Source organism: Bacillus sp. FSL R7-0166 (genome assembly GCF_038008935.1).
Lineage (GTDB): Bacteria > Bacillota > Bacilli > Bacillales > Bacillaceae > Bacillus > Bacillus altitudinis.
This window is the reverse complement of record NZ_JBBPAC010000001.1, coordinates 3405392-3422076: the sequence shown is the minus strand read 5'-3', so window position 1 is coordinate 3422076 and position 16685 is coordinate 3405392. Positions and strand designations below refer to the sequence as shown.

The 16685-nt window shown below is 41.6% G+C and carries 20 protein-coding genes; 13 read left to right on the top strand and 7 right to left on the bottom strand.

All coding sequences use genetic code 11. The features are described from left to right. Window positions 1-6: 6 nt before the first annotated feature. The 5 genes from NST01_RS17795 to NST01_RS17775 all read right to left on the bottom strand — a co-directional run bounded on the left by NST01_RS17795 (window position 7) and on the right by NST01_RS17775 (window position 4897). Window positions 7-1428 (bottom strand): ATP-grasp domain-containing protein, encoded by a 1422-nt coding sequence (locus NST01_RS17795; protein ID WP_144739644.1) that lies wholly within the window; start codon window positions 1426-1428, stop codon window positions 7-9. Window positions 1429-1442: 14 nt separating this feature from the next. Continuing rightward, entirely contained in the window at window positions 1443-2204 is a 762-nt protein-coding gene (locus NST01_RS17790; protein ID WP_008343608.1) for an SDR family NAD(P)-dependent oxidoreductase, read from the bottom strand. After that, window positions 2201-2908 carry a cupin domain-containing protein gene (locus NST01_RS17785; RefSeq protein WP_017368257.1) on the bottom strand — a complete coding sequence of 236 codons (708 nt, stop codon included), beginning with the start codon at window positions 2906-2908 and terminating at the stop codon, window positions 2201-2203. Before NST01_RS17785 ends, NST01_RS17790 begins: the two co-directional genes overlap by 4 nt. 1 nt (window position 2909) lies before the next feature. Beyond that, window positions 2910-3515 (bottom strand): bacilysin biosynthesis protein BacA, encoded by a 606-nt coding sequence (locus NST01_RS17780; protein ID WP_017368256.1) that lies wholly within the window; start codon window positions 3513-3515, stop codon window positions 2910-2912. 149 nt (window positions 3516-3664) lie between these two features. Continuing rightward, window positions 3665-4897 carry an MFS transporter gene (locus NST01_RS17775; protein ID WP_079919317.1) on the bottom strand — a complete coding sequence of 411 codons (1233 nt, stop codon included), beginning with the start codon at window positions 4895-4897 and terminating at the stop codon, window positions 3665-3667. A gap of 145 nt (window positions 4898-5042) precedes the next feature. Here NST01_RS17775 and NST01_RS17770 point away from each other — a divergent pair, with 145 nt between their 5' ends. Continuing rightward, window positions 5043-5522 carry an Lrp/AsnC family transcriptional regulator gene (locus NST01_RS17770; RefSeq protein WP_008343601.1) on the top strand — a complete coding sequence of 160 codons (480 nt, stop codon included), beginning with the start codon at window positions 5043-5045 and terminating at the stop codon, window positions 5520-5522. A 15-nt stretch (window positions 5523-5537) separates the two neighbouring features. Here the strand turns inward: NST01_RS17770 and NST01_RS17765 are convergent, their stop codons facing one another. Continuing rightward, the gene (locus NST01_RS17765) at window positions 5538-6698 is read right to left on the bottom strand and encodes an MFS transporter (protein ID WP_017360103.1); all 1161 of its coding nucleotides are present in this window, start codon (window positions 6696-6698) and stop codon (window positions 5538-5540) included. 67 nt (window positions 6699-6765) lie between these two features. Beyond that, a complete protein-coding gene (gene hemQ / locus NST01_RS17760) occupies window positions 6766-7536 on the bottom strand; it encodes a hydrogen peroxide-dependent heme synthase (RefSeq protein WP_017360102.1) in 771 nt (256 codons plus the stop codon). A 239-nt stretch (window positions 7537-7775) separates the two neighbouring features. On the opposite strand from hemQ, the gene pta reads away from it, so the two are divergent. The 12 genes from pta to NST01_RS17700 all read left to right on the top strand — a co-directional run bounded on the left by pta (window position 7776) and on the right by NST01_RS17700 (window position 16654). After that, complete coding sequence (pta, locus tag NST01_RS17755; RefSeq protein WP_017360101.1) at window positions 7776-8747, top strand: phosphate acetyltransferase; 972 nt, start codon at window positions 7776-7778, stop codon at window positions 8745-8747. Window positions 8748-8883: 136 nt separating this feature from the next. Continuing rightward, window positions 8884-9735: a MurR/RpiR family transcriptional regulator gene (locus tag NST01_RS17750; protein WP_048001138.1), complete on the top strand. Its 852-nt coding sequence runs from the start codon at window positions 8884-8886 to the stop codon at window positions 9733-9735. A gap of 141 nt (window positions 9736-9876) precedes the next feature. Then, window positions 9877-10548 carry an RraA family protein gene (locus NST01_RS17745; protein WP_341042292.1) on the top strand — a complete coding sequence of 224 codons (672 nt, stop codon included), beginning with the start codon at window positions 9877-9879 and terminating at the stop codon, window positions 10546-10548. Between the two features lie 11 nt (window positions 10549-10559). Next, on the top strand, window positions 10560-11438 hold the full coding sequence (locus NST01_RS17740) for a prephenate dehydrogenase/arogenate dehydrogenase family protein (RefSeq protein WP_025208161.1): 879 nt from the start codon (window positions 10560-10562) through the stop codon (window positions 11436-11438). Between the two features lie 43 nt (window positions 11439-11481). After that, entirely contained in the window at window positions 11482-12816 is a 1335-nt protein-coding gene (locus tag NST01_RS17735) for a TRAP transporter large permease subunit (RefSeq protein ID WP_007497735.1), read from the top strand. 13 nt (window positions 12817-12829) lie between these two features. Then, window positions 12830-13096: a hypothetical protein gene (locus NST01_RS17730; RefSeq protein ID WP_046526753.1), complete on the top strand. Its 267-nt coding sequence runs from the start codon at window positions 12830-12832 to the stop codon at window positions 13094-13096. A gap of 174 nt (window positions 13097-13270) precedes the next feature. Beyond that, on the top strand, window positions 13271-13669 hold the full coding sequence (locus NST01_RS17725) for a YwqH-like family protein (protein ID WP_008343584.1): 399 nt from the start codon (window positions 13271-13273) through the stop codon (window positions 13667-13669). A gap of 4 nt (window positions 13670-13673) precedes the next feature. Continuing rightward, entirely contained in the window at window positions 13674-13952 is a 279-nt protein-coding gene (locus NST01_RS17720; protein WP_008343583.1) for a YwqI/YxiC family protein, read from the top strand. An 11-nt stretch (window positions 13953-13963) separates the two neighbouring features. Continuing rightward, window positions 13964-15634 carry a T7SS effector LXG polymorphic toxin gene (locus tag NST01_RS17715; protein ID WP_048001136.1) on the top strand — a complete coding sequence of 557 codons (1671 nt, stop codon included), beginning with the start codon at window positions 13964-13966 and terminating at the stop codon, window positions 15632-15634. A gap of 15 nt (window positions 15635-15649) precedes the next feature. Further along, window positions 15650-16012, top strand: coding sequence for a hypothetical protein (locus NST01_RS17710; RefSeq protein WP_017360093.1), 363 nt, complete (start codon window positions 15650-15652; stop codon window positions 16010-16012). Between the two features lie 28 nt (window positions 16013-16040). Next, window positions 16041-16313 carry a hypothetical protein gene (locus NST01_RS17705; RefSeq protein WP_017368246.1) on the top strand — a complete coding sequence of 91 codons (273 nt, stop codon included), beginning with the start codon at window positions 16041-16043 and terminating at the stop codon, window positions 16311-16313. Window positions 16314-16378: 65 nt separating this feature from the next. Then, window positions 16379-16654: a hypothetical protein gene (locus NST01_RS17700; RefSeq protein WP_024719453.1), complete on the top strand. Its 276-nt coding sequence runs from the start codon at window positions 16379-16381 to the stop codon at window positions 16652-16654. Window positions 16655-16685 lie beyond the last annotated feature (31 nt).

Genomic DNA, 16685 nt, shown 5'->3' with positions numbered 1-16685 from the left:
CTCTTTCTATCCCTTCACTAATTCATCCATTAACTGAATCGTTGCCTGTTTCTGAATGTTGCGGATGGACGCGGCAACATCTTGTGAGGATGATCCTTTTAATTCAAGAGATACGATTCCATTAAAAGCTTCAAATAATTCAAGATCCACAATAGTCCCTTTGGCAGGGAATGATTGACTGACAATCGCAGTATCTCCAACGAATGCTTCCTGCGGAATAGACACATGATCAATGGTAATATGTGTGGCTTCAGGTGGGATAAGCCCACTCTCTTTAAAATGCTGAGGGTACAGGTGGCAGTCCGCTACATAAAATGTATGTCCAGAAAGCAGCTGTTTTGGCAGTACAGCCTTTTTACCATCAACTAATACATCAATCAATAGCTTCGCCATATCGACGCCAAAGACTTTTTTAATATTCGGGATCATATTCCAGCCAGCGAATCGAGCCGCTGACTCGATCAGTCCAGTTTCTCGATTTTTCATGAGTTTGATTTCTGTATGGGTTGCACAATGTTCAAGACCTAGCCCTTCATTTGCCTTCCTTGCTGCTTCAATGATGATTTGCTTGGCTTCATTGTCTAAGATCGTCGGAGTGATATGAGCCGTTTCTGTAAAGCCGATTTGAGGGGTTTTATCATGTATGACAAAAGGGAGATATTCGCCCTCTACGACCAGCCCTTCTACACTGACATAATCAGCATATCCTTCATCTTCATACCAATCTTCGTAAGCACCCTCTAAATATGTTTCAGCGACAAACGGTGCTTCATACGTGACAGCGTCTGGGACTGGTATGGTTTCCAAATACGATTGTACTTGTAAAAACAAGTCATCACTTCCGGCTTTGTCATGAAACAAGGTGACGCCAATAGAACTGGCTAAATATGTAGGCTTTAAAATGAGCGGTGTTCCGATAGACTCAATGGCTTGTTGGAAATCAGATAAAGTCGTGACAGGCTGAGTTTTCACCGCTTTGACGCCAGAGGCATTGAATGCAGCCCTCATTTGGCTTTTATCACGCGCCATTTCGGCTGCCTTGACACCGGCACCTCGTAGCCCAAGACGTTCAGCGGCCTTTGCCATCGGTGCAATGAATAATTCATTATTGGTCGTGATTGCATCTGCTTTGAAAAAGGAAGCCACTTGAATGAAGTCTTCCACAACCTCTTCTTCTGATTTTGGATAATCATCATGTGCCCAGTAAATAGAATCAGGGTGTTCAAAAGAAGGGTGTGTCTCAAAATAATCACGGTCTTTGATGACCGCAATGGAGTATTTTTCGATTAGCTCGGCATGTCCCTTTGTAATCGCAAAGGGTCTTGGGATATAAGAAACGATATGGTATGATGCCGCCACGCTTTCATAAAACATATGGGGCGGGCACCCTCCTAAGTCAGCAATGACAAGTACAGTTTTTTTACTCAATGAAAGCACTCCTTTTATCTAGCGGTGTAACCGCCATCTGCAGTGACGACACTTCCAGTCATATAGCTGGATAGGTCAGAGGCGAGAAACAGCATCACGCCAGCAATTTCTTCAGGTTTTCCAAGCCGTAGCATAGGATTCACCTTTGCTTTTTCCTTTTTGACGATCTCGAGACTTTCTGTGTGATTGTCTAAAAAGGACTTCTCGTTTAATGGTGTATCAATGATGCCAGGGGCAATACAATTCACCCTGATTTGATGAGCGGCATAGTCGATGGCCATTGATTTGGTGAGCTGAATGACACCGCCTTTTGTTGCATTGTATGCCGGAATGTCAGGCCAGCCCACAAGACCTCCGACAGATCCAGTATTGATAATACTTCCACTCTTCTTTTCAAGCATATGCGGCAATGTATGCTTACTCATGAGAAAGACGCCGGTCAGGTTGACCTGAAGAATACGATGCCAATCCTCCAGTGCCATCTCATGAATGGGTGAGACAATTTCGATGCCTGCATTGTTAATGAGGACATCAATGGCACCGAATCGGCTCAGCACGCTCTGAACGGTTTGGTGACAGTCAGACTCCTTCGTAATATCTGTTTTAAAAAATGCAAGGTGCTCATGCGGTAATGACTCAATGAGTTGGTTGCCGCTGCTTTCATTGATGTCAGCGACAGCTACTTTTGCTCCATGCTCGAGGAAGAGCTTGACAGCAGCAAGCCCAATCCCCGACGCACCTCCTGTAATGAGGACAACTTTTCCGTCTAACTTCATTTCTTCACCTTAGATGCTTTTGGTTTTAAGCGATTATAGCGGGGAGGGAAGAAGAGATTAATAGACTTTGAAGCTTCTGGCTTTGGATTGATGGCCCCGTGATCTTCCCGTGGGTCACAGAAATAGGTGGTGCCAAATTCCATCTTTTCTGTAAAGCCTTCGATTGTCATATCATACCCTCCGCTGATGCAAATGCCGATTTGTTCATTTCTATGTTTATGAAAAGGCATTTCTCCACCGTTTCCAGGGATATTGGCAATCATCAGCTCCATCCAATCCTCCACAAAAAAAGTCACTTCCATGCCAGGGAGTAAATCCCGTGTTTTGAAAATGTCTAAGAAATAAGTGGGGGGAGCTGTATATTCTTCGTCATCCTTTAATCTCTTAATATCAATGGCGATCACTTCTTCATCTGTCAGATTTGAAGCGCCATGAGGGACAAACGGTGGTGCGATATAGGCTGATTCTAATGGGGTGAGCAGTTGAGTCGATTGGCCGACAGTCATTTGAAGCTCACCTTTTAATACAATGCCGATTTGTGCTTCGGGATGTTCGTGAGGTTCAATGATCGTGCGGGGAGGGACGTATGAAATTAACACTTCCGTACCGCCTCTTACAGTGGAATATTGGATAACGCCATTATCCCATTCTAATTTTTTCGCTTGAGGAAAATATCGTTCTTGCGTCTTTTGTTCAGTTTGCATCTTATATCTCTCCTTTTCCGAATATGGACCAGCTCATGGGTATACTTTTAAACGTTCGAATGAAGATGAGGCCATATGTGGCTCTTGCCACCTCATTCGTTAAAGCAAAATCAAATTCGCCGTCCCTTACTTTCTGTGCGGCAGTACTTGTAGAATTAACAAGTTCAAATTCAGCATTTTGGTGAATGAAATATTGAATTAAATTGACAGGTGCAGGATGTGAGACAATTTTTAATTGGTGGAGCATTTGTTCATTGAATGGGAAATCAGGTCTGACAGCCAAACCATACATGGGCGTGTCACATCTGAAAATTTGTAAAAGCTGTAGATCTGGTCTCATGTAGAAGTGTTTGATGCCTTCATATGCGTGTGGAACGAGAGTAAATTGAAGTGGTTGAGAGAGAGTATGTTCAATGCAAGTTTCGAATGTGTCATAAAGGGATAGTTTCGTATGAGTGCCGAGTGTAGTGGTGGATTGAGAGATGAAATGTTTTGCTGCGTATTCACTGCTTGTCCCCTTAGGGCCTAGTGTGTTGACTGTAAACATCTTAGGTGAAGGGCTTGGCTCTTCTTTGAAATGAAACACATCATCATTCTTTAGGATCATGTTTACCATCCAATCTTTTTCAAATTTTTACTAGATTATAAAATTTAAAATTGGTAATTGTCAACAAATTTTATAAAAAATGTAATATATGATGATATTAAAAATTGATCTAAAAAACTGCACATATCGAGATGTGCAGTGAAATGTGCTTACGTTTCAAGAGTAGTTGGCTGTTTTTTCTGTAAGGCACGTTCTCGTTTATAGCTGCCAAAGCTGATGATAAAACCAACAAGTGTGATCAATGCACAGACAAGACCTACCGTATGATATCCGAAATGGACATAAACGGGTCCCATCAGTGCGGAACCGAGCATAACAGCAAAGTTGGAGGCCAGGCTGTAAAAAGCCATCACTTTCCCGCGATGGGTTTGAGAACAGTCGCTTAGAACGGTGCTTAGAAGCGTGACAGATAAGCTTTGCATAGCACCCCAAATAAATAGGGCGAAAATCAGCAACATCCACGAGAATGGCGCATAAGGAAGCAAGGCTAGAACAAGCGCAATTCCACCCAGCACAAAGACAAGGGAACGGGTTTTACCGAACCAGTCTGCTAATTTTCCAGTAAACATACTCATAGAAAAGCCGACGCCATAAGCCATAATAAGAAGTCCAGCTGTTGATTGTCCGCCATCAAACAGACTTTGCAAATAAGCACCTAAAAACGAGTACATGCCGTAAAATCCAAGCATATTGCAAAACGTCACAGTCAAATAGGCAGGCACACGATCGATTTTCAAAGCTCCCCATAAAGCGCCTGTTTTCTCTCTAGCTTGAGGTGCCTTCGGATCAGCTGCTCTGACTTGTTTTCTTGATTCAAGGATGACAAGCAGCAGGACAATGAGACTCATCATAGCGAAGATCCAAAACGTCCAGCGCCAGTTTAAACTCTGGCCGATAAAGGCGCCAATGGGCACACCAAGGACAAGAGAAAGAGACCAGCTCGATACAATGAGTCCCATCACTTTGCCGCGATATTCGTATGGAACCCGGTCGCCCACAAGAGCATAGGCTGTTGGCACGAATACACCAGTTGCCAGCCCAGAAATAGCACGGCCTGCAAAAAACACGGCCAAATTTGGGGCAGCAGCACACATCACTGTTCCGATTAAAAAGAAGGACAGCCCAATTATCAAACACAGCTCTCTTGAATATCGGTCTCCTAAAGGAACGAGCAGTGGAGCTCCAACCAGCACAGCTAACCCATAAATGCTGATGGAAAGAGCCAGAACATCAAGAGAGTGCTGAAAGGAGTTTGATAAATCAGGCAGCAGTGGTGAAATCACCAGTTCCTCCGATCCCGCCGCAAAAACGCCAAGTGTGAGTGCAATGGCAAGTGTGATGGGAAATGTTTTAGAAGCCTGGCTGTCTAAAGATTCTTTCATCAAGTGATCCCTCCATACTTGCTTTTTCATTCAATTCCGTTAAAATAAATTCTACCATTATTTAGTTTTATTTTACATTTCGTATCATAAGTATCATCATAAAATACTTTTCAAATGGAACGATTTTGGGATAGGAGCGTAACGAATGAAAATCACCGATGTGGATGTGCATATTTTAAACGAATTGAGAGAAGATGCCCGCTTATCAATGAGGGAATTGTCCAAACGAGTGAATTTATCGGCGCCTGCGGTAGCAGAAAGAGTGCGAAAACTAGAGGATGCAGGGATTATCGAAGGGTATTCTGTTCAAGTCAATTATAAAAAGCTGGGTCTGATGATAGACTGTTTACTGGAAGTCACCGTATTAAATGGGGAGTATCAGCGTTTTGTGACATTTATGAACCAGCATCCACGTGCGTTCTTTGCTTATCGAGTGGCAGGACAGTCCTGTTTTTTCATTAAGCTGTCTGTTTCTTCTCTTGAAGAAATTGAAGCGTTTATTCAAGATGTGTCTGGCTTTACAAAAACGGTCTCCCATATTGTCTTATCAGAGCATTCCTTTACCCATCCCATTCAGGAACGTGTGAAACAAATAGAAGAGCCAGAAATGACCGTGGTGAAATAGAAAAAGGACCTGCCCTCAGGTCCTTTTGATTCGTTTATCTGACTGATAGCTCATGATCGTAATGATCAATCCAATGAATGTCACACCTGCCGCAAAGAGCGGGACAAGCTGTAAATGTGTGATTTCAATAGCAAGACCGCCAAGCGCTGCACCGCCGGCATTTCCAATATTAAAGGCAGAATGACTGAGCGTTGATGCGAGTGTCGGGGCTTCATGTGCCATGTTCATCGTGCGGAATTGCAAGGTAGGAACGAGAATAAATGAAATAATTCCCCACACAAAAATCGTCAGCACGGCAGGCACTTTAAAGGCAGATGTATATGTGAATAACAACAGAACAGCCATCAGCAAGATCAATGTGATGATAATACTCGGCATCAGCTTCCAGTCGGCAAGCTTTCCGCCGACTAAATTCCCAATGGTGACCCCAAGCCCAAAGAGGACAAGAATGAGGGTGACCCCGTTTTCCTGAAAGCCAGTCACTTGCAGCAGGATCGGGCTGATATACGTAAAGGCGGTAAACACACCCGCAAAACCAAAAATCGTCATCGCAAAGGAGACGAGGACCTGCGGCTTTTTCAACACCGATATTTCATTTCGAATATCTAATACTTCTTCTTTCGATTGATTTGGTACTAAACTGATAATACCGATTAAGGAAATGAGACCAATGACGGCAATGACGAGAAATGACATGCGCCAGCCGAATTGATTTCCGATAAAGGTACCAAATGGCACACCCAGTACATTGGCTACTGTCAGTCCTGTAAACATGAAGCTGATCGCACTTGCGCTTCGCTCCTTAGGAACAAGCCGTGCAGCCATAATGGCGCCGACACCAAAGAAGGTACCATGAGCAAATGACGTTAAAATACGTGCAGCCATCAACAGACCATAAGAAGTCGATACAGCGGCGACAGCATTTCCCGCCACGAAAAGAATCATTAATAGGATGAGGAGACGTTTTCTCGACATTTTTCCAGTTGATAACGTTAAAATAGGGCCGCCAACTGCGACACCGAGTGCATATCCGGTAATCAGTTGACCTGAAGCAGAAATAGATACATGGAGATCATTTGCGACATTTGGCAAAAGACCCATGATCACAAATTCAGTCATGCCAATCGAAAACGCACCGAGCGTTAACGCAAAAATAGCGATGGGGAAGTTTTTCATGATGAGATCACCTTTCTAAACAAATACATAAAAAGGCTTCGGAGAGATCCGAAGCCTTAAGAGTTTATCATACATGGAAATAAGACGCTAGCTGCTCGTTTGCTAATCGGTTTCCAACAAAGAAGGAACCAAACTCGCCGTAACGTGCACTCACTTCATCAAATCGCATTTCGTAAACCAATTTTTTAAATTGAAGCACATCGTCAGCGAAAAGAGTGACGCCCCACTCATAATCATCAAAGCCAACAGAACCTGTAATGATCTGTTTTACTTTCCCAGCATAGCTTCTGCCAATTAAGCCATGGCTTCTCATAAGGGATTTACGTTCATCCATTGAAAGCATGTACCAGTTGTCATTGCCAGAACGTCTTTTATCCATTGGATAGAAACAGACATATTGAGAAGAAGGAAGCTCAGGATAGAGGCGCGCACGTACATGTGGGTTCTCGTAAGGGTCTCCGCCATCTCCGCCTCCTGCTAAGTAGTTGCTGAGTTCAACAACTGACACGTAAGAATAAGCTGGAATCGTAAACTCGGCTAGTCGTGTCTTGTTGAATTCAAGTTCAATTTCACCTAGTTCTTCCATGGTCGGACGTAAAATCATGAGCATAATATCTGCTTTTTGGCCGACAATACTATAGATTGTTTGGCTTCCAGCCTGATGGTGCTCGGCTGTTTTCCATTTTTCTAATAGACCTGTGAACTCATGAATGATGGCTTGACGCTCATCGCTTGTCAGCAGCTTCCAAGCTGTCCAGTCGATCGTTCTAAAATCATGCAGCGCATACCAGCCATCTAGTGTTTGAGCTGCTTCATTTGTTGTATGTTGTTCGCTCATTTCTTTCACTCCTATTTACAGTTTTCCATCTGTTCCAACTATAACATAGTTTGTCCAAATGAAGATGTGATCAAAACTTGAACGACGAAAACGCTTTTCTAGAAATTGATTTAATTAGTTTGAAAAATAAGAATTTAAATTGTAAGCGCTATAATGTAAGTTGGTAGTTTGAATTTATGTAGAAGAAGAGTATGCTTAAAAGAGAACGCTTTTTTTGTAAAATCAAGGAGGGTATTGAAGTGGCAGATATTTTTTCAACAGTTCAGGAAAAGGTTGCAGGTAAAGGAGTTAAGATCGTTTTTCCTGAGGGAATGGACGAACGCATTCTAACAGCCGTTCAAAAACTAGCAGATGGCAAAGTATTGCAGCCAATTGTTGTAGGTAAGAAGGAAGAAGTAGAAGCAAAAGCAAAAGAATTAGGTCTTACACTTGATGGTGTTGACGTGTATGATCCTCATACATATGAAGGTTTTGACGATCTTGTACAAGCTTTCGTCGAAAGACGTAAAGGCAAAGCGACAGAAGAGCAAGCGAGAAAAGCATTACTGGATGAAAACTACTTCGGTACAATGCTTGTGTATAAAGGCCTTGCAGACGGCCTTGTAAGCGGAGCAGCACACTCAACTGCTGACACAGTGCGCCCAGCACTTCAAATCATTAAAACAAAAGAAGGCGTAAAGAAAACTTCTGGCGTCTTCATTATGGCTCGCGGCGAAGAGCAATATGTGTTTGCTGATTGTGCGATCAACATTGCACCAGACAGCCAAGATCTTGCTGAAATTGCGATCGAAAGTGCAAACACAGCAAAAATGTTTGACATCGAACCACGTGTAGCAATGCTTAGCTTCTCTACAAAAGGTTCAGCAAAATCAGACGAAACAGACAAAGTATCTGAAGCGGTTCGCATTGCAAAAGAAAAAGCACCTGAGCTTGTTCTTGATGGAGAGTTCCAATTCGATGCAGCTTTCGTTCCTTCAGTGGCAGCGAAAAAAGCACCAGATTCCGTCATCAAAGGCGATGCTAGCGTATTTGTTTTCCCTAGCCTTGAAGCAGGAAACATTGGCTACAAAATTGCCCAGCGCTTAGGTAACTTTGAAGCTGTAGGTCCAATCCTACAAGGTCTAAATCAGCCAGTAAACGATCTTTCAAGAGGCTGTAATGCCGAAGACGTTTACAATCTTGCGCTGATTACAGCAGCTCAAGCACTATAAAATAGCATCTCGACTAGAGCAGTCAGTACGATAGATTCGTGCTGGCTGTTTTTTTATTTTGTCCAAATGTGTACAATAAAGAGTGAAAAGAAAACACGAATCGTAGATAAAGCCGATAGGATAGGCAGGTGCTATAATGGAGGATTTAATATATAAACTTCAGCATAAGGTCGCATTTTTAACCGATGCGCAGAGGAGAATTGCAGATTATATCGTACAAAATCCAATGGAAGTCGCTTTTTTAACTGTCGATAAATTGGCGTCAAAAGTCGGGACGAGTACAGCAACGATCATGCGCTTCTCTGCTGCTGTGGGGTATTCCGGTTTTTCTGAATTCCAAAAAGAGCTTCAATCAGCTATGAAGCATAAAGCCGACCCTCAAACGAGACTTGAAGCGAATCTCAAGCATTCAAATAAAAATAAGCTCCTGCATGACCATGTAGAACTGCAATTTCAAAATATCCAGTATGCACTAGACAATATCACGGAAGAAACCTTTCAGCAGATTGTTGGGAAAATAGCCAGCGCACGCCACGTTTTGTGTACAAGTGTTCGAAGTGGAAGACCTGTTGGTGAGTATCTGTCACTCGGAATCAATCGGTTATTGGGGAATTGCCAATACATTGATGCAGACAAAAGCGACTGGGTGGATGATTTGGTTCATTTCAACTCGGGTGATTTCATTATAGCTGTCAGCTATCCGCGCTATGCAAAGCGTATGAAAGATTTGATGGAAGCAGCGAAGTCTTATGGGGTGGAAGTCCTTTTAATTACAGACAGCTACAGCTCTCCATTAACCAAATATGCACAATATGTATTACCATGTTCCTCAGCAAGTGTAGGCTCTCATAACTCTGTCGTATCTGCTATCTTTATCGTCGATTACATTTTAAGTGCCTTAGCGATGAATGATCCTGAAAGAACAAAACCACGTTTAGATCAAATCAATCATATGTTAACGAAAATGAGTTACCACACAACACATTAGTCGTGTGGAACTCATTTTTTTATTTTTGAAAGCGCTTTACTAATTGAAAATGAGGTGGTATGATCATATCACGAAAGTAATAAATATTACTTTAATAAAAATAAGTGTAATGAATATAACTCAAAGGGGATGATGGAAACAATGAGTACTGTTCATTTCGTGTCAAATGATCTTATCGCTAGGGCAAAAAAGCTTAACTCGACCTTGCTGTCAGACGTAATGGGATGCACCGGCGCGATGGATCATCAAATCAAACCAGTTGCGAAAGGCATGAATGTAGTCGGCACAGCTTTTACTGTTAGCTTACGGCCAGGGGATAATTTATTTCTTCATCAAGCGATCTACTCTGCTAAAGAAGGAGATGTACTGATTGTTGATGGAAAAGACCATAAGGGTCATGCCTATTTAGGGGAATTGATGGCACATTCAGCAAAGGCTGTAGGAATAGAAGGAATCGTGATTGACGGGCTTGTTCGCGACAAACTCTCTTTAGAGGAGCTGGCTTTTCCAATCTACAGCAAGGGATTTATGCCAAACGGACCTTTTAAAGATGGTCCTGGGGAATTGAATCAAACCATCTCGTGCGGCGGTGTCAAAGTAGCCCCAGGTGATCTAGTGATTGCTGACGATGATGGAGTCGTCATCGTTCCAAGGGAAAAGGCGGAACACCTGCTGACACTAGCGGAAGAGAAACAAGCGTATGAACATCAGAGATTAAAAACGATTCAACAGTATGTGGACGAAGGAAAGCAAGACATCAGTCTCTTAGCACCGGCATGGCTGGAAGGCAGAATGAAAAAATTTCAAGGATAGGGGAATCGGTGATGAAAATAGGCTTTATCGGATATGGTGAAGCAGCATATGAGCTGTCAACGGGATTGAAAACAGAAGGATTAGACCAATTTTATGCGTATGATGTCCTATTACTAAGTGAGAAATTAGCTGGCTCGTTGAAAGAAAAAGCATCGCAAACAGGCGTTCAATTAACGAGCAGTATTAGCGAAGTCATTGAGAAATCTGATCTTGTGATTGCAGCTGTGCCAGCGAATAAAACCTTAGAAGTGGCACAATCCGTATCGGGAAGTTTGAAAAAGAATCAATTATATGTAGATGTATCGGCATCAACACCAGACATCAAAAAACAAGTAGCAAACGAAATTGAAAAGCAAGAAGCGCTATTTGTAGATGCCGCCATGCTAGGGCCTCTTCCAATCAACAAACACAAGGTTCCGATCACGGCAAGCGGCAGTGGAGTTGACCAATTCATGAAAGTGATGAATGCTTATGGCATGAATATCACAAAAATTAGTGACCAGCCAGGAGATGCTTCGGCACTAAAGCTAATCAGAAGCATTTATATGAAGGGGATTGTCGGTCTCTTGATTGAATTTTTGGAAATTTCCAAAAAATATAATGTGGAACATCAAGTGATTTCTTCACTAAGCGATACAATCGATAGCAAAAGTTTTGAAGAGACCATGAACCGTCTTGTGACAGGGAGTGCATTGCATGCAAAAAGACGGGCGGTTGAGCTGCTTGGCTCTATTGAAATGCTAGATGAAGCAGAGATTGATGCCAGTATGTCTCGGGCAGCACAACAGAAGCTTGAGAGATTAGCAGACTTTCACTTTGCTGAACGATTTGACGGGGTAAAACCTGCTAGCTGGGAAGAAGTCATTGACGTGATGCAGCAAGGGGAATAAATTGTAAGCGTTTTATTTAATAAAGGGGAGGCGAAGAAACGATATGGGTTTTATTGCGTTGATTGTGTTCATAGCTGTCATCATTATATGGAATGTTATGGTGAAACGGAATATGGGAGAAGCCATGCTACTAGGCTTTATTGCGACCACATTATTTGGCGGATTAGATGCGTTAAGACTTTTCTGGGATGGTTTAATATTTGCATCCACATATGAGGTGCTTTATGCAGCTGTCGCATTTGTATTCATGGCCTATTTAATCGAAAAGTTGGAATTAATTCATGCACTCTTACGAATCCTAAATTCGGTTGTAGGCAAACTTCCTGGTGGAGCGGCTTATATGAGTACGTTAGGTTCAGCAGTGTTAGGCGCTCTTTCAGGTTCAAATTCTGCAAACACAGCTGCGACTGGCTCTATCACGGCCTCTTGGATGATTAAATCCGGGTGGAGCCGGACCCATACGGCCACGATTCTAGCAGGGAATGGCGGACTTGGAGCGGCACTGCCTCCGAACTCTTCCATGTTTATCATGCTTGGGTTTGCACCAGTTGCCGCCCTTGTATCTGAGGGAGATTTATATATTGCCCTTCTAATAGGAGGACTGTATCAAGTCGTATACCGATTTATTTTGGTGTATCTTCTGGTGAAAAAGAATAAAATTCAGGCCATGCCGCCAGATGATATTCTTCCTTTCTGGGAAGCGGTAAAACAAGGGTGGAAGTCGATCTTTATTTTTTTCGGTGCCTTGATTCCTATCATGATCACCATTGGTCCGTTTGCAAACTACTTAAAAAGTAATCCAAACATCGGACCGGAGGCAATGGATCAAATTTCTTTAATTACGTGGATTCCGATTCTCATGATATTAATTAGTCTAACAATTGGAAGAAGCAAGGCGTCTGCTTTAGATTGGTCTCAATTTTTCAAATCAGCCATTCCTAAATTCACAACGATTGGCGCTTTGATGCTGTTTGCAGTGGCTGCTAGTCAAGTGCTTGCTGAATTAGGGCTCGCAGATGATTTGACGCAAATCACATCAGTACTTGCCATTCCGAAATGGCTCATGGTGCTCATTGTGGGTGTTCTTGTCACACTGGTGGCAGGCCCTCTATCTTCAACAGCGACATTAACAGCAGTTGGGCTTGTCTCATTTTCAGCTTTAATCTCAGTTGGAGTGGACCCAGTTGTGGCTGTAGTTGCCATTCTTGCTTTTTCATCAACTGAAGGCGCTTCCCCGCCTGCATCAGGGTCCATATTTATCGCTTCTGGTCTTGCAGGGGCCAGACCAGAAAAAACCTTTATCCCACTGATCCTCTATTATATGCTTCCGATCGTTGGTATTGGCTGGCTCATTGGAATGGAGATACTTCCCGTATAGAAAGGAGAAACAGATGAGAGTATTGATGGAATTGTTATTTAAAGTGCTGCTTGTCCTATTTCTAACGTCAGGAACGTTGTTGGTATTCGGTCAAATACTAGGAATTCTCTTGCAAAAGGGAGATATGATCATTGCTAGTACGAACCTATTTAAAAACCCAACACTGGTGTTAAGTGCCTTTTTTAGCCTTGTCGGGTTTTCACTCCATTATATACCTGAGAAGAAAGACACCTCATTTAGCGATCATCCATCAGCATCAGCAGGTGATTCGCTCAAATAAGCATGAAAAGCTGGATTCAGTTGATGAATTCAGCTTTTTTGTGCGTGTGAATTAGGTATAAAAACCCAATACATACGATTTATTTTTTAGTGAATTCGTTTTCAATCATATGCCTCTTGTGCTAGTAAATGGTAACATAACGGAGGACTATTTGAGGAATAGAGGTGTTTGACGATGTCTGGAGCTATCATCGGTTATACAACAGCCTTGTATTCGTTAAAGGCAGACATATCCATAAAAAAAGAACAAATCATAGAACTGAACATGTGTCGAAAAGAAATAAAAGAAGCAAAGTCTGCTCTGGCAGATGCTAACAAGAAAATGACTCATCCAGATCTGACATCACATACATGGTTTGGCCATCTCGCAGATACGTTTGATGACATTCGAGACGAGATGGCATCCGCCAGTCAAGAGATAAAAAGTGTACAGCTGACCAATCTAGTGAACCGAATTGATGAGAAAATCAGCGACTTAAAATCAGAGATCCATTCATTAGAACATGAAATTCATTCGGTTGAAAGAAAAATAGAGAAAGAAAAGCAGAAACAATTGGAAGAAAAAAGAGGGTAGTCACATGAGCAGAGAAATTAAAATAGATGCCAGTCAGGTCAAACGAGTATTACAGCATGCAAAACAATCAGGCGCTCAAATGAATGCAACACTTCCAACAACCATCAAAGGAAGAAATCAGCTCCTGACGGCAGACACATTAGAAAAAATCAATCAGCAGTTGAACGAATTAAGTACATCCTATATAGACATTCTTCAGAAACAACTTGTACAAACAGAACAAGCGGTGAACACCATGATCGAAACGGACAAGGCGCTTGCTTCCAGCAGTAAAAGAAAATAAAGGAGAACGCAATGAAAACCCTTGATGCTTTTGCGCTAATAAACGGAATTGACCAAACGCTGAATACATTAAAGCAGCAATCACAACAGATTAGCTCCATAGAAAAACAAATCCAACAGATCATCTCACTTGATGGCGCACTAAAGGGAGAGGCGGGACAAGCCATCCGCTCCTTTTATACAGAATGCCATATTCCCTTCCTGCAATTTTTTCAGGTTGTCATTGAGGAATACAGCTCTGCGCTCAAACAAACAAAGCAGGCACTTCATACACTTGAATCAAATCAGCACGGCTTTATATCACAAGCATTTATTGAACACGAACTTGATTCAGGTTTAAAAAAAGCAGAGCGAGCGATTTCTGACATTGTTTCAGATGTGAGCCAGGCGATCGGCAGGGTCAGTCATATCGTTCACTTGCCTCATGTAGACGAGTCTGCTTTTCAACAGAGCTATCAAAAAACGTGGCTTGAGACATCCAGAACCATTGGACTGCTCCATGCCTTTGACAGAGAACAAACAAGTGCTATGAATGAAACAACAAGTGCATTGCAAACAATGAAGCAATACATCAACACGCTAAGCACCATGTTCACCGGTCCCAAAATCGACATCACGAGCTATCAAAAAGGGTCTATTTTCAAAAATGGAAAAGAAGAAAAAATAAGCAGCACGATCAGCGGATTGAATGACAAAATAGACAACACGAAAGACCATCCGATGATGATCATGCTGAAGAAACTGAGAGAGAAACAACAGGCGAATGTGGAGACGGTTGTTCGGGACGAATCTCATAAAAACATTAATCAACAAGTCACAGCAAACGATCCATCACTTACGACATTGCAAAGGGAAGCTGTGGACGGGAAAAACAAGATTCATAGAGACATCAGGGTCATAAATGGTAAACTATACAACGTCAAAGGCATTAAAAAATTAAAAGAATTCGATATAGCAGATGAAGTCGTCACTGACTCATCCGATATTGATTTTATTGGCGGCCGATACACTGTTTACGCCAATAAACAAATCATCCGAACGTATATCGCAAACGGCGAAGTAAAAATAGAAGAAGTCGACAAAATTCCAGAAAGCCGCAGCCGTGGCAATGCGAAACGCATATTAGACGGTGAAGTTGTCTCAACAACCGAAAACATCATCCTAGAATACAGCGGAATCTATGACGGTTATCGAGCCGTCACCGGCAAAGACCCAGAAACCAGCAAAAATATTAGTAGCACAGAACAAGCCTTATCCGCAGCCTCTATTATCCCATTTATGAAAATCATTAAAGGCGGGAAATATGTCTTTAAGATTGATCAAGGGAAGAATGTGGTGAAGAGGGTTGAGAAGACAAGAAAGGGTACGGGTGAACTGATTAAATTCAAAGGTGATGAAGCTATTATTCATTTTGAAAAGCATAGTAAAGAGATAATGGGTGCAATGGGCAAAAACAAATACAATATTAAAAATTATCTTGAAGATGCAAATCACCTTATTCAGAAGGGACAATATGTACCAGAACTGAATGGATATGTGAGAATTGTTGGTGGAAAGGGAAGTGCAAAATACGGATTTGTTGGGCTCGATAGAAAAACAGGAAATATCACCACATTTCATATAAAATCGGTTAAAGAACTTTCTAAAAAAGCACCAAGTTTAGGGATAAAAACAAAGAAGTAAAAAAGGGTGATCGTATTGAAAATAAAAAAAATAAACTGGATTTCACAAGAAGCCTCAGAAGCTGAAGTGATTGTAACAGATGGCGAACTGGAAATAATGTGTTTTGCTCAACCATTAAATTACCTTGAAGAAAATGAACTATTAGAACCTATTTATTGTTTAGACGTGTCAGACTTAGTGAAAGCTGAATTGTCAGAGTATAGAATTGAAAAATTAGATGATAATTTCAGTTATAGTTTTTTAGGACAATTAATTGATAAGCGTGATGAAAAAGTGAAGGTAGGCGGACTTTTATTAGAATTAGATTACAATATACCGGGAGATATAAATGAAGGCGATTTTATAAGTTTTAATTGTCAACGGTTAGATATTTATTAGTATGAGCCAAAGTCTTAAGGAGCATTAAATGCACAAAAAACAAGAACTAACAAAACAAATCCAAACGGTCATCAACATCCTAGAAAAAGAATATTCGCAAGAGATCAATCAAGGTGTACTTGAATTAATATATAGAAGATACAAGAATGCCCAAAGAATCATGCAAGCAAATGATGATCTCCAAAAGGTCTTTATCATTGGCGGAGTTAGGGCTTACTTGGATAGTCATAATGACTATCTAAATCCATTCTTAGATGAATTACATAAAGCGGAAAGTCTACTAAAAGAATTGTTGTATTGATTATATAGTGATAGGTAGAAGTCTTTGTATTAGAAAGCGATACAAAAACACAGAAAGGAATTCGTATGAATCAGAAAAAACACATCAACAAAAAAACAGTCAATTGGCTATTAAGCATCAGTGTTCTTCTCGTCATTGGGACAGCTTTTATGAGAGGGGTTTATGTCCCACATGCCGGTTCGGATTATCGAGGTTTTCCCATTGATTGGCTAGTCCTGCATTCAAATTATGGTGTTGAATTTCTATTTTTTGGTTTTATACTCGATGTCATCATTTTCTATTTTCTATTAAAGGTGCTCCTGCGGGTGTATAAAAGGATTATGACAAAATCAGCTGAATAAACGCTAGTTCAACCTTTTAGGAGGCTTTCAA

Excerpts from the sequence above, each read along its gene's own strand:
- NST01_RS17790 (WP_008343608.1), bottom strand. The coding sequence starts at position 2,204 with ATGAAGTTAGACGGAAAAGTTGTCCTCATTACAGGAGGTGCGTCGGGG.
- NST01_RS17785 (WP_017368257.1), bottom strand. The coding sequence starts at position 2,908 with ATGCAAACTGAACAAAAGACGCAAGAACGATATTTTCCTCAAGCGAAA.
- NST01_RS17780 (WP_017368256.1), bottom strand. The coding sequence starts at position 3,515 with ATGATCCTAAAGAATGATGATGTGTTTCATTTCAAAGAAGAGCCAAGC.
- NST01_RS17775 (WP_079919317.1), bottom strand. The coding sequence starts at position 4,897 with ATGAAAGAATCTTTAGACAGCCAGGCTTCTAAAACATTTCCCATCACA.
- NST01_RS17770 (WP_008343601.1), top strand. The coding sequence starts at position 5,043 with ATGAAAATCACCGATGTGGATGTGCATATTTTAAACGAATTGAGAGAA.
- NST01_RS17765 (WP_017360103.1), bottom strand. The coding sequence starts at position 6,698 with ATGAAAAACTTCCCCATCGCTATTTTTGCGTTAACGCTCGGTGCGTTT.
- hemQ (WP_017360102.1), bottom strand. The coding sequence starts at position 7,536 with ATGAGCGAACAACATACAACAAATGAAGCAGCTCAAACACTAGATGGC.
- NST01_RS17750 (WP_048001138.1), top strand. The coding sequence starts at position 8,884 with ATGGAGGATTTAATATATAAACTTCAGCATAAGGTCGCATTTTTAACC.
- NST01_RS17745 (WP_341042292.1), top strand. The coding sequence starts at position 9,877 with ATGAGTACTGTTCATTTCGTGTCAAATGATCTTATCGCTAGGGCAAAA.
- NST01_RS17740 (WP_025208161.1), top strand. The coding sequence starts at position 10,560 with ATGAAAATAGGCTTTATCGGATATGGTGAAGCAGCATATGAGCTGTCA.
- NST01_RS17735 (WP_007497735.1), top strand. The coding sequence starts at position 11,482 with ATGGGTTTTATTGCGTTGATTGTGTTCATAGCTGTCATCATTATATGG.
- NST01_RS17730 (WP_046526753.1), top strand. The coding sequence starts at position 12,830 with ATGAGAGTATTGATGGAATTGTTATTTAAAGTGCTGCTTGTCCTATTT.
- NST01_RS17725 (WP_008343584.1), top strand. The coding sequence starts at position 13,271 with ATGTCTGGAGCTATCATCGGTTATACAACAGCCTTGTATTCGTTAAAG.
- NST01_RS17720 (WP_008343583.1), top strand. The coding sequence starts at position 13,674 with ATGAGCAGAGAAATTAAAATAGATGCCAGTCAGGTCAAACGAGTATTA.
- NST01_RS17715 (WP_048001136.1), top strand. The coding sequence starts at position 13,964 with ATGAAAACCCTTGATGCTTTTGCGCTAATAAACGGAATTGACCAAACG.
- NST01_RS17705 (WP_017368246.1), top strand. The coding sequence starts at position 16,041 with ATGCACAAAAAACAAGAACTAACAAAACAAATCCAAACGGTCATCAAC.
- NST01_RS17700 (WP_024719453.1), top strand. The coding sequence starts at position 16,379 with ATGAATCAGAAAAAACACATCAACAAAAAAACAGTCAATTGGCTATTA.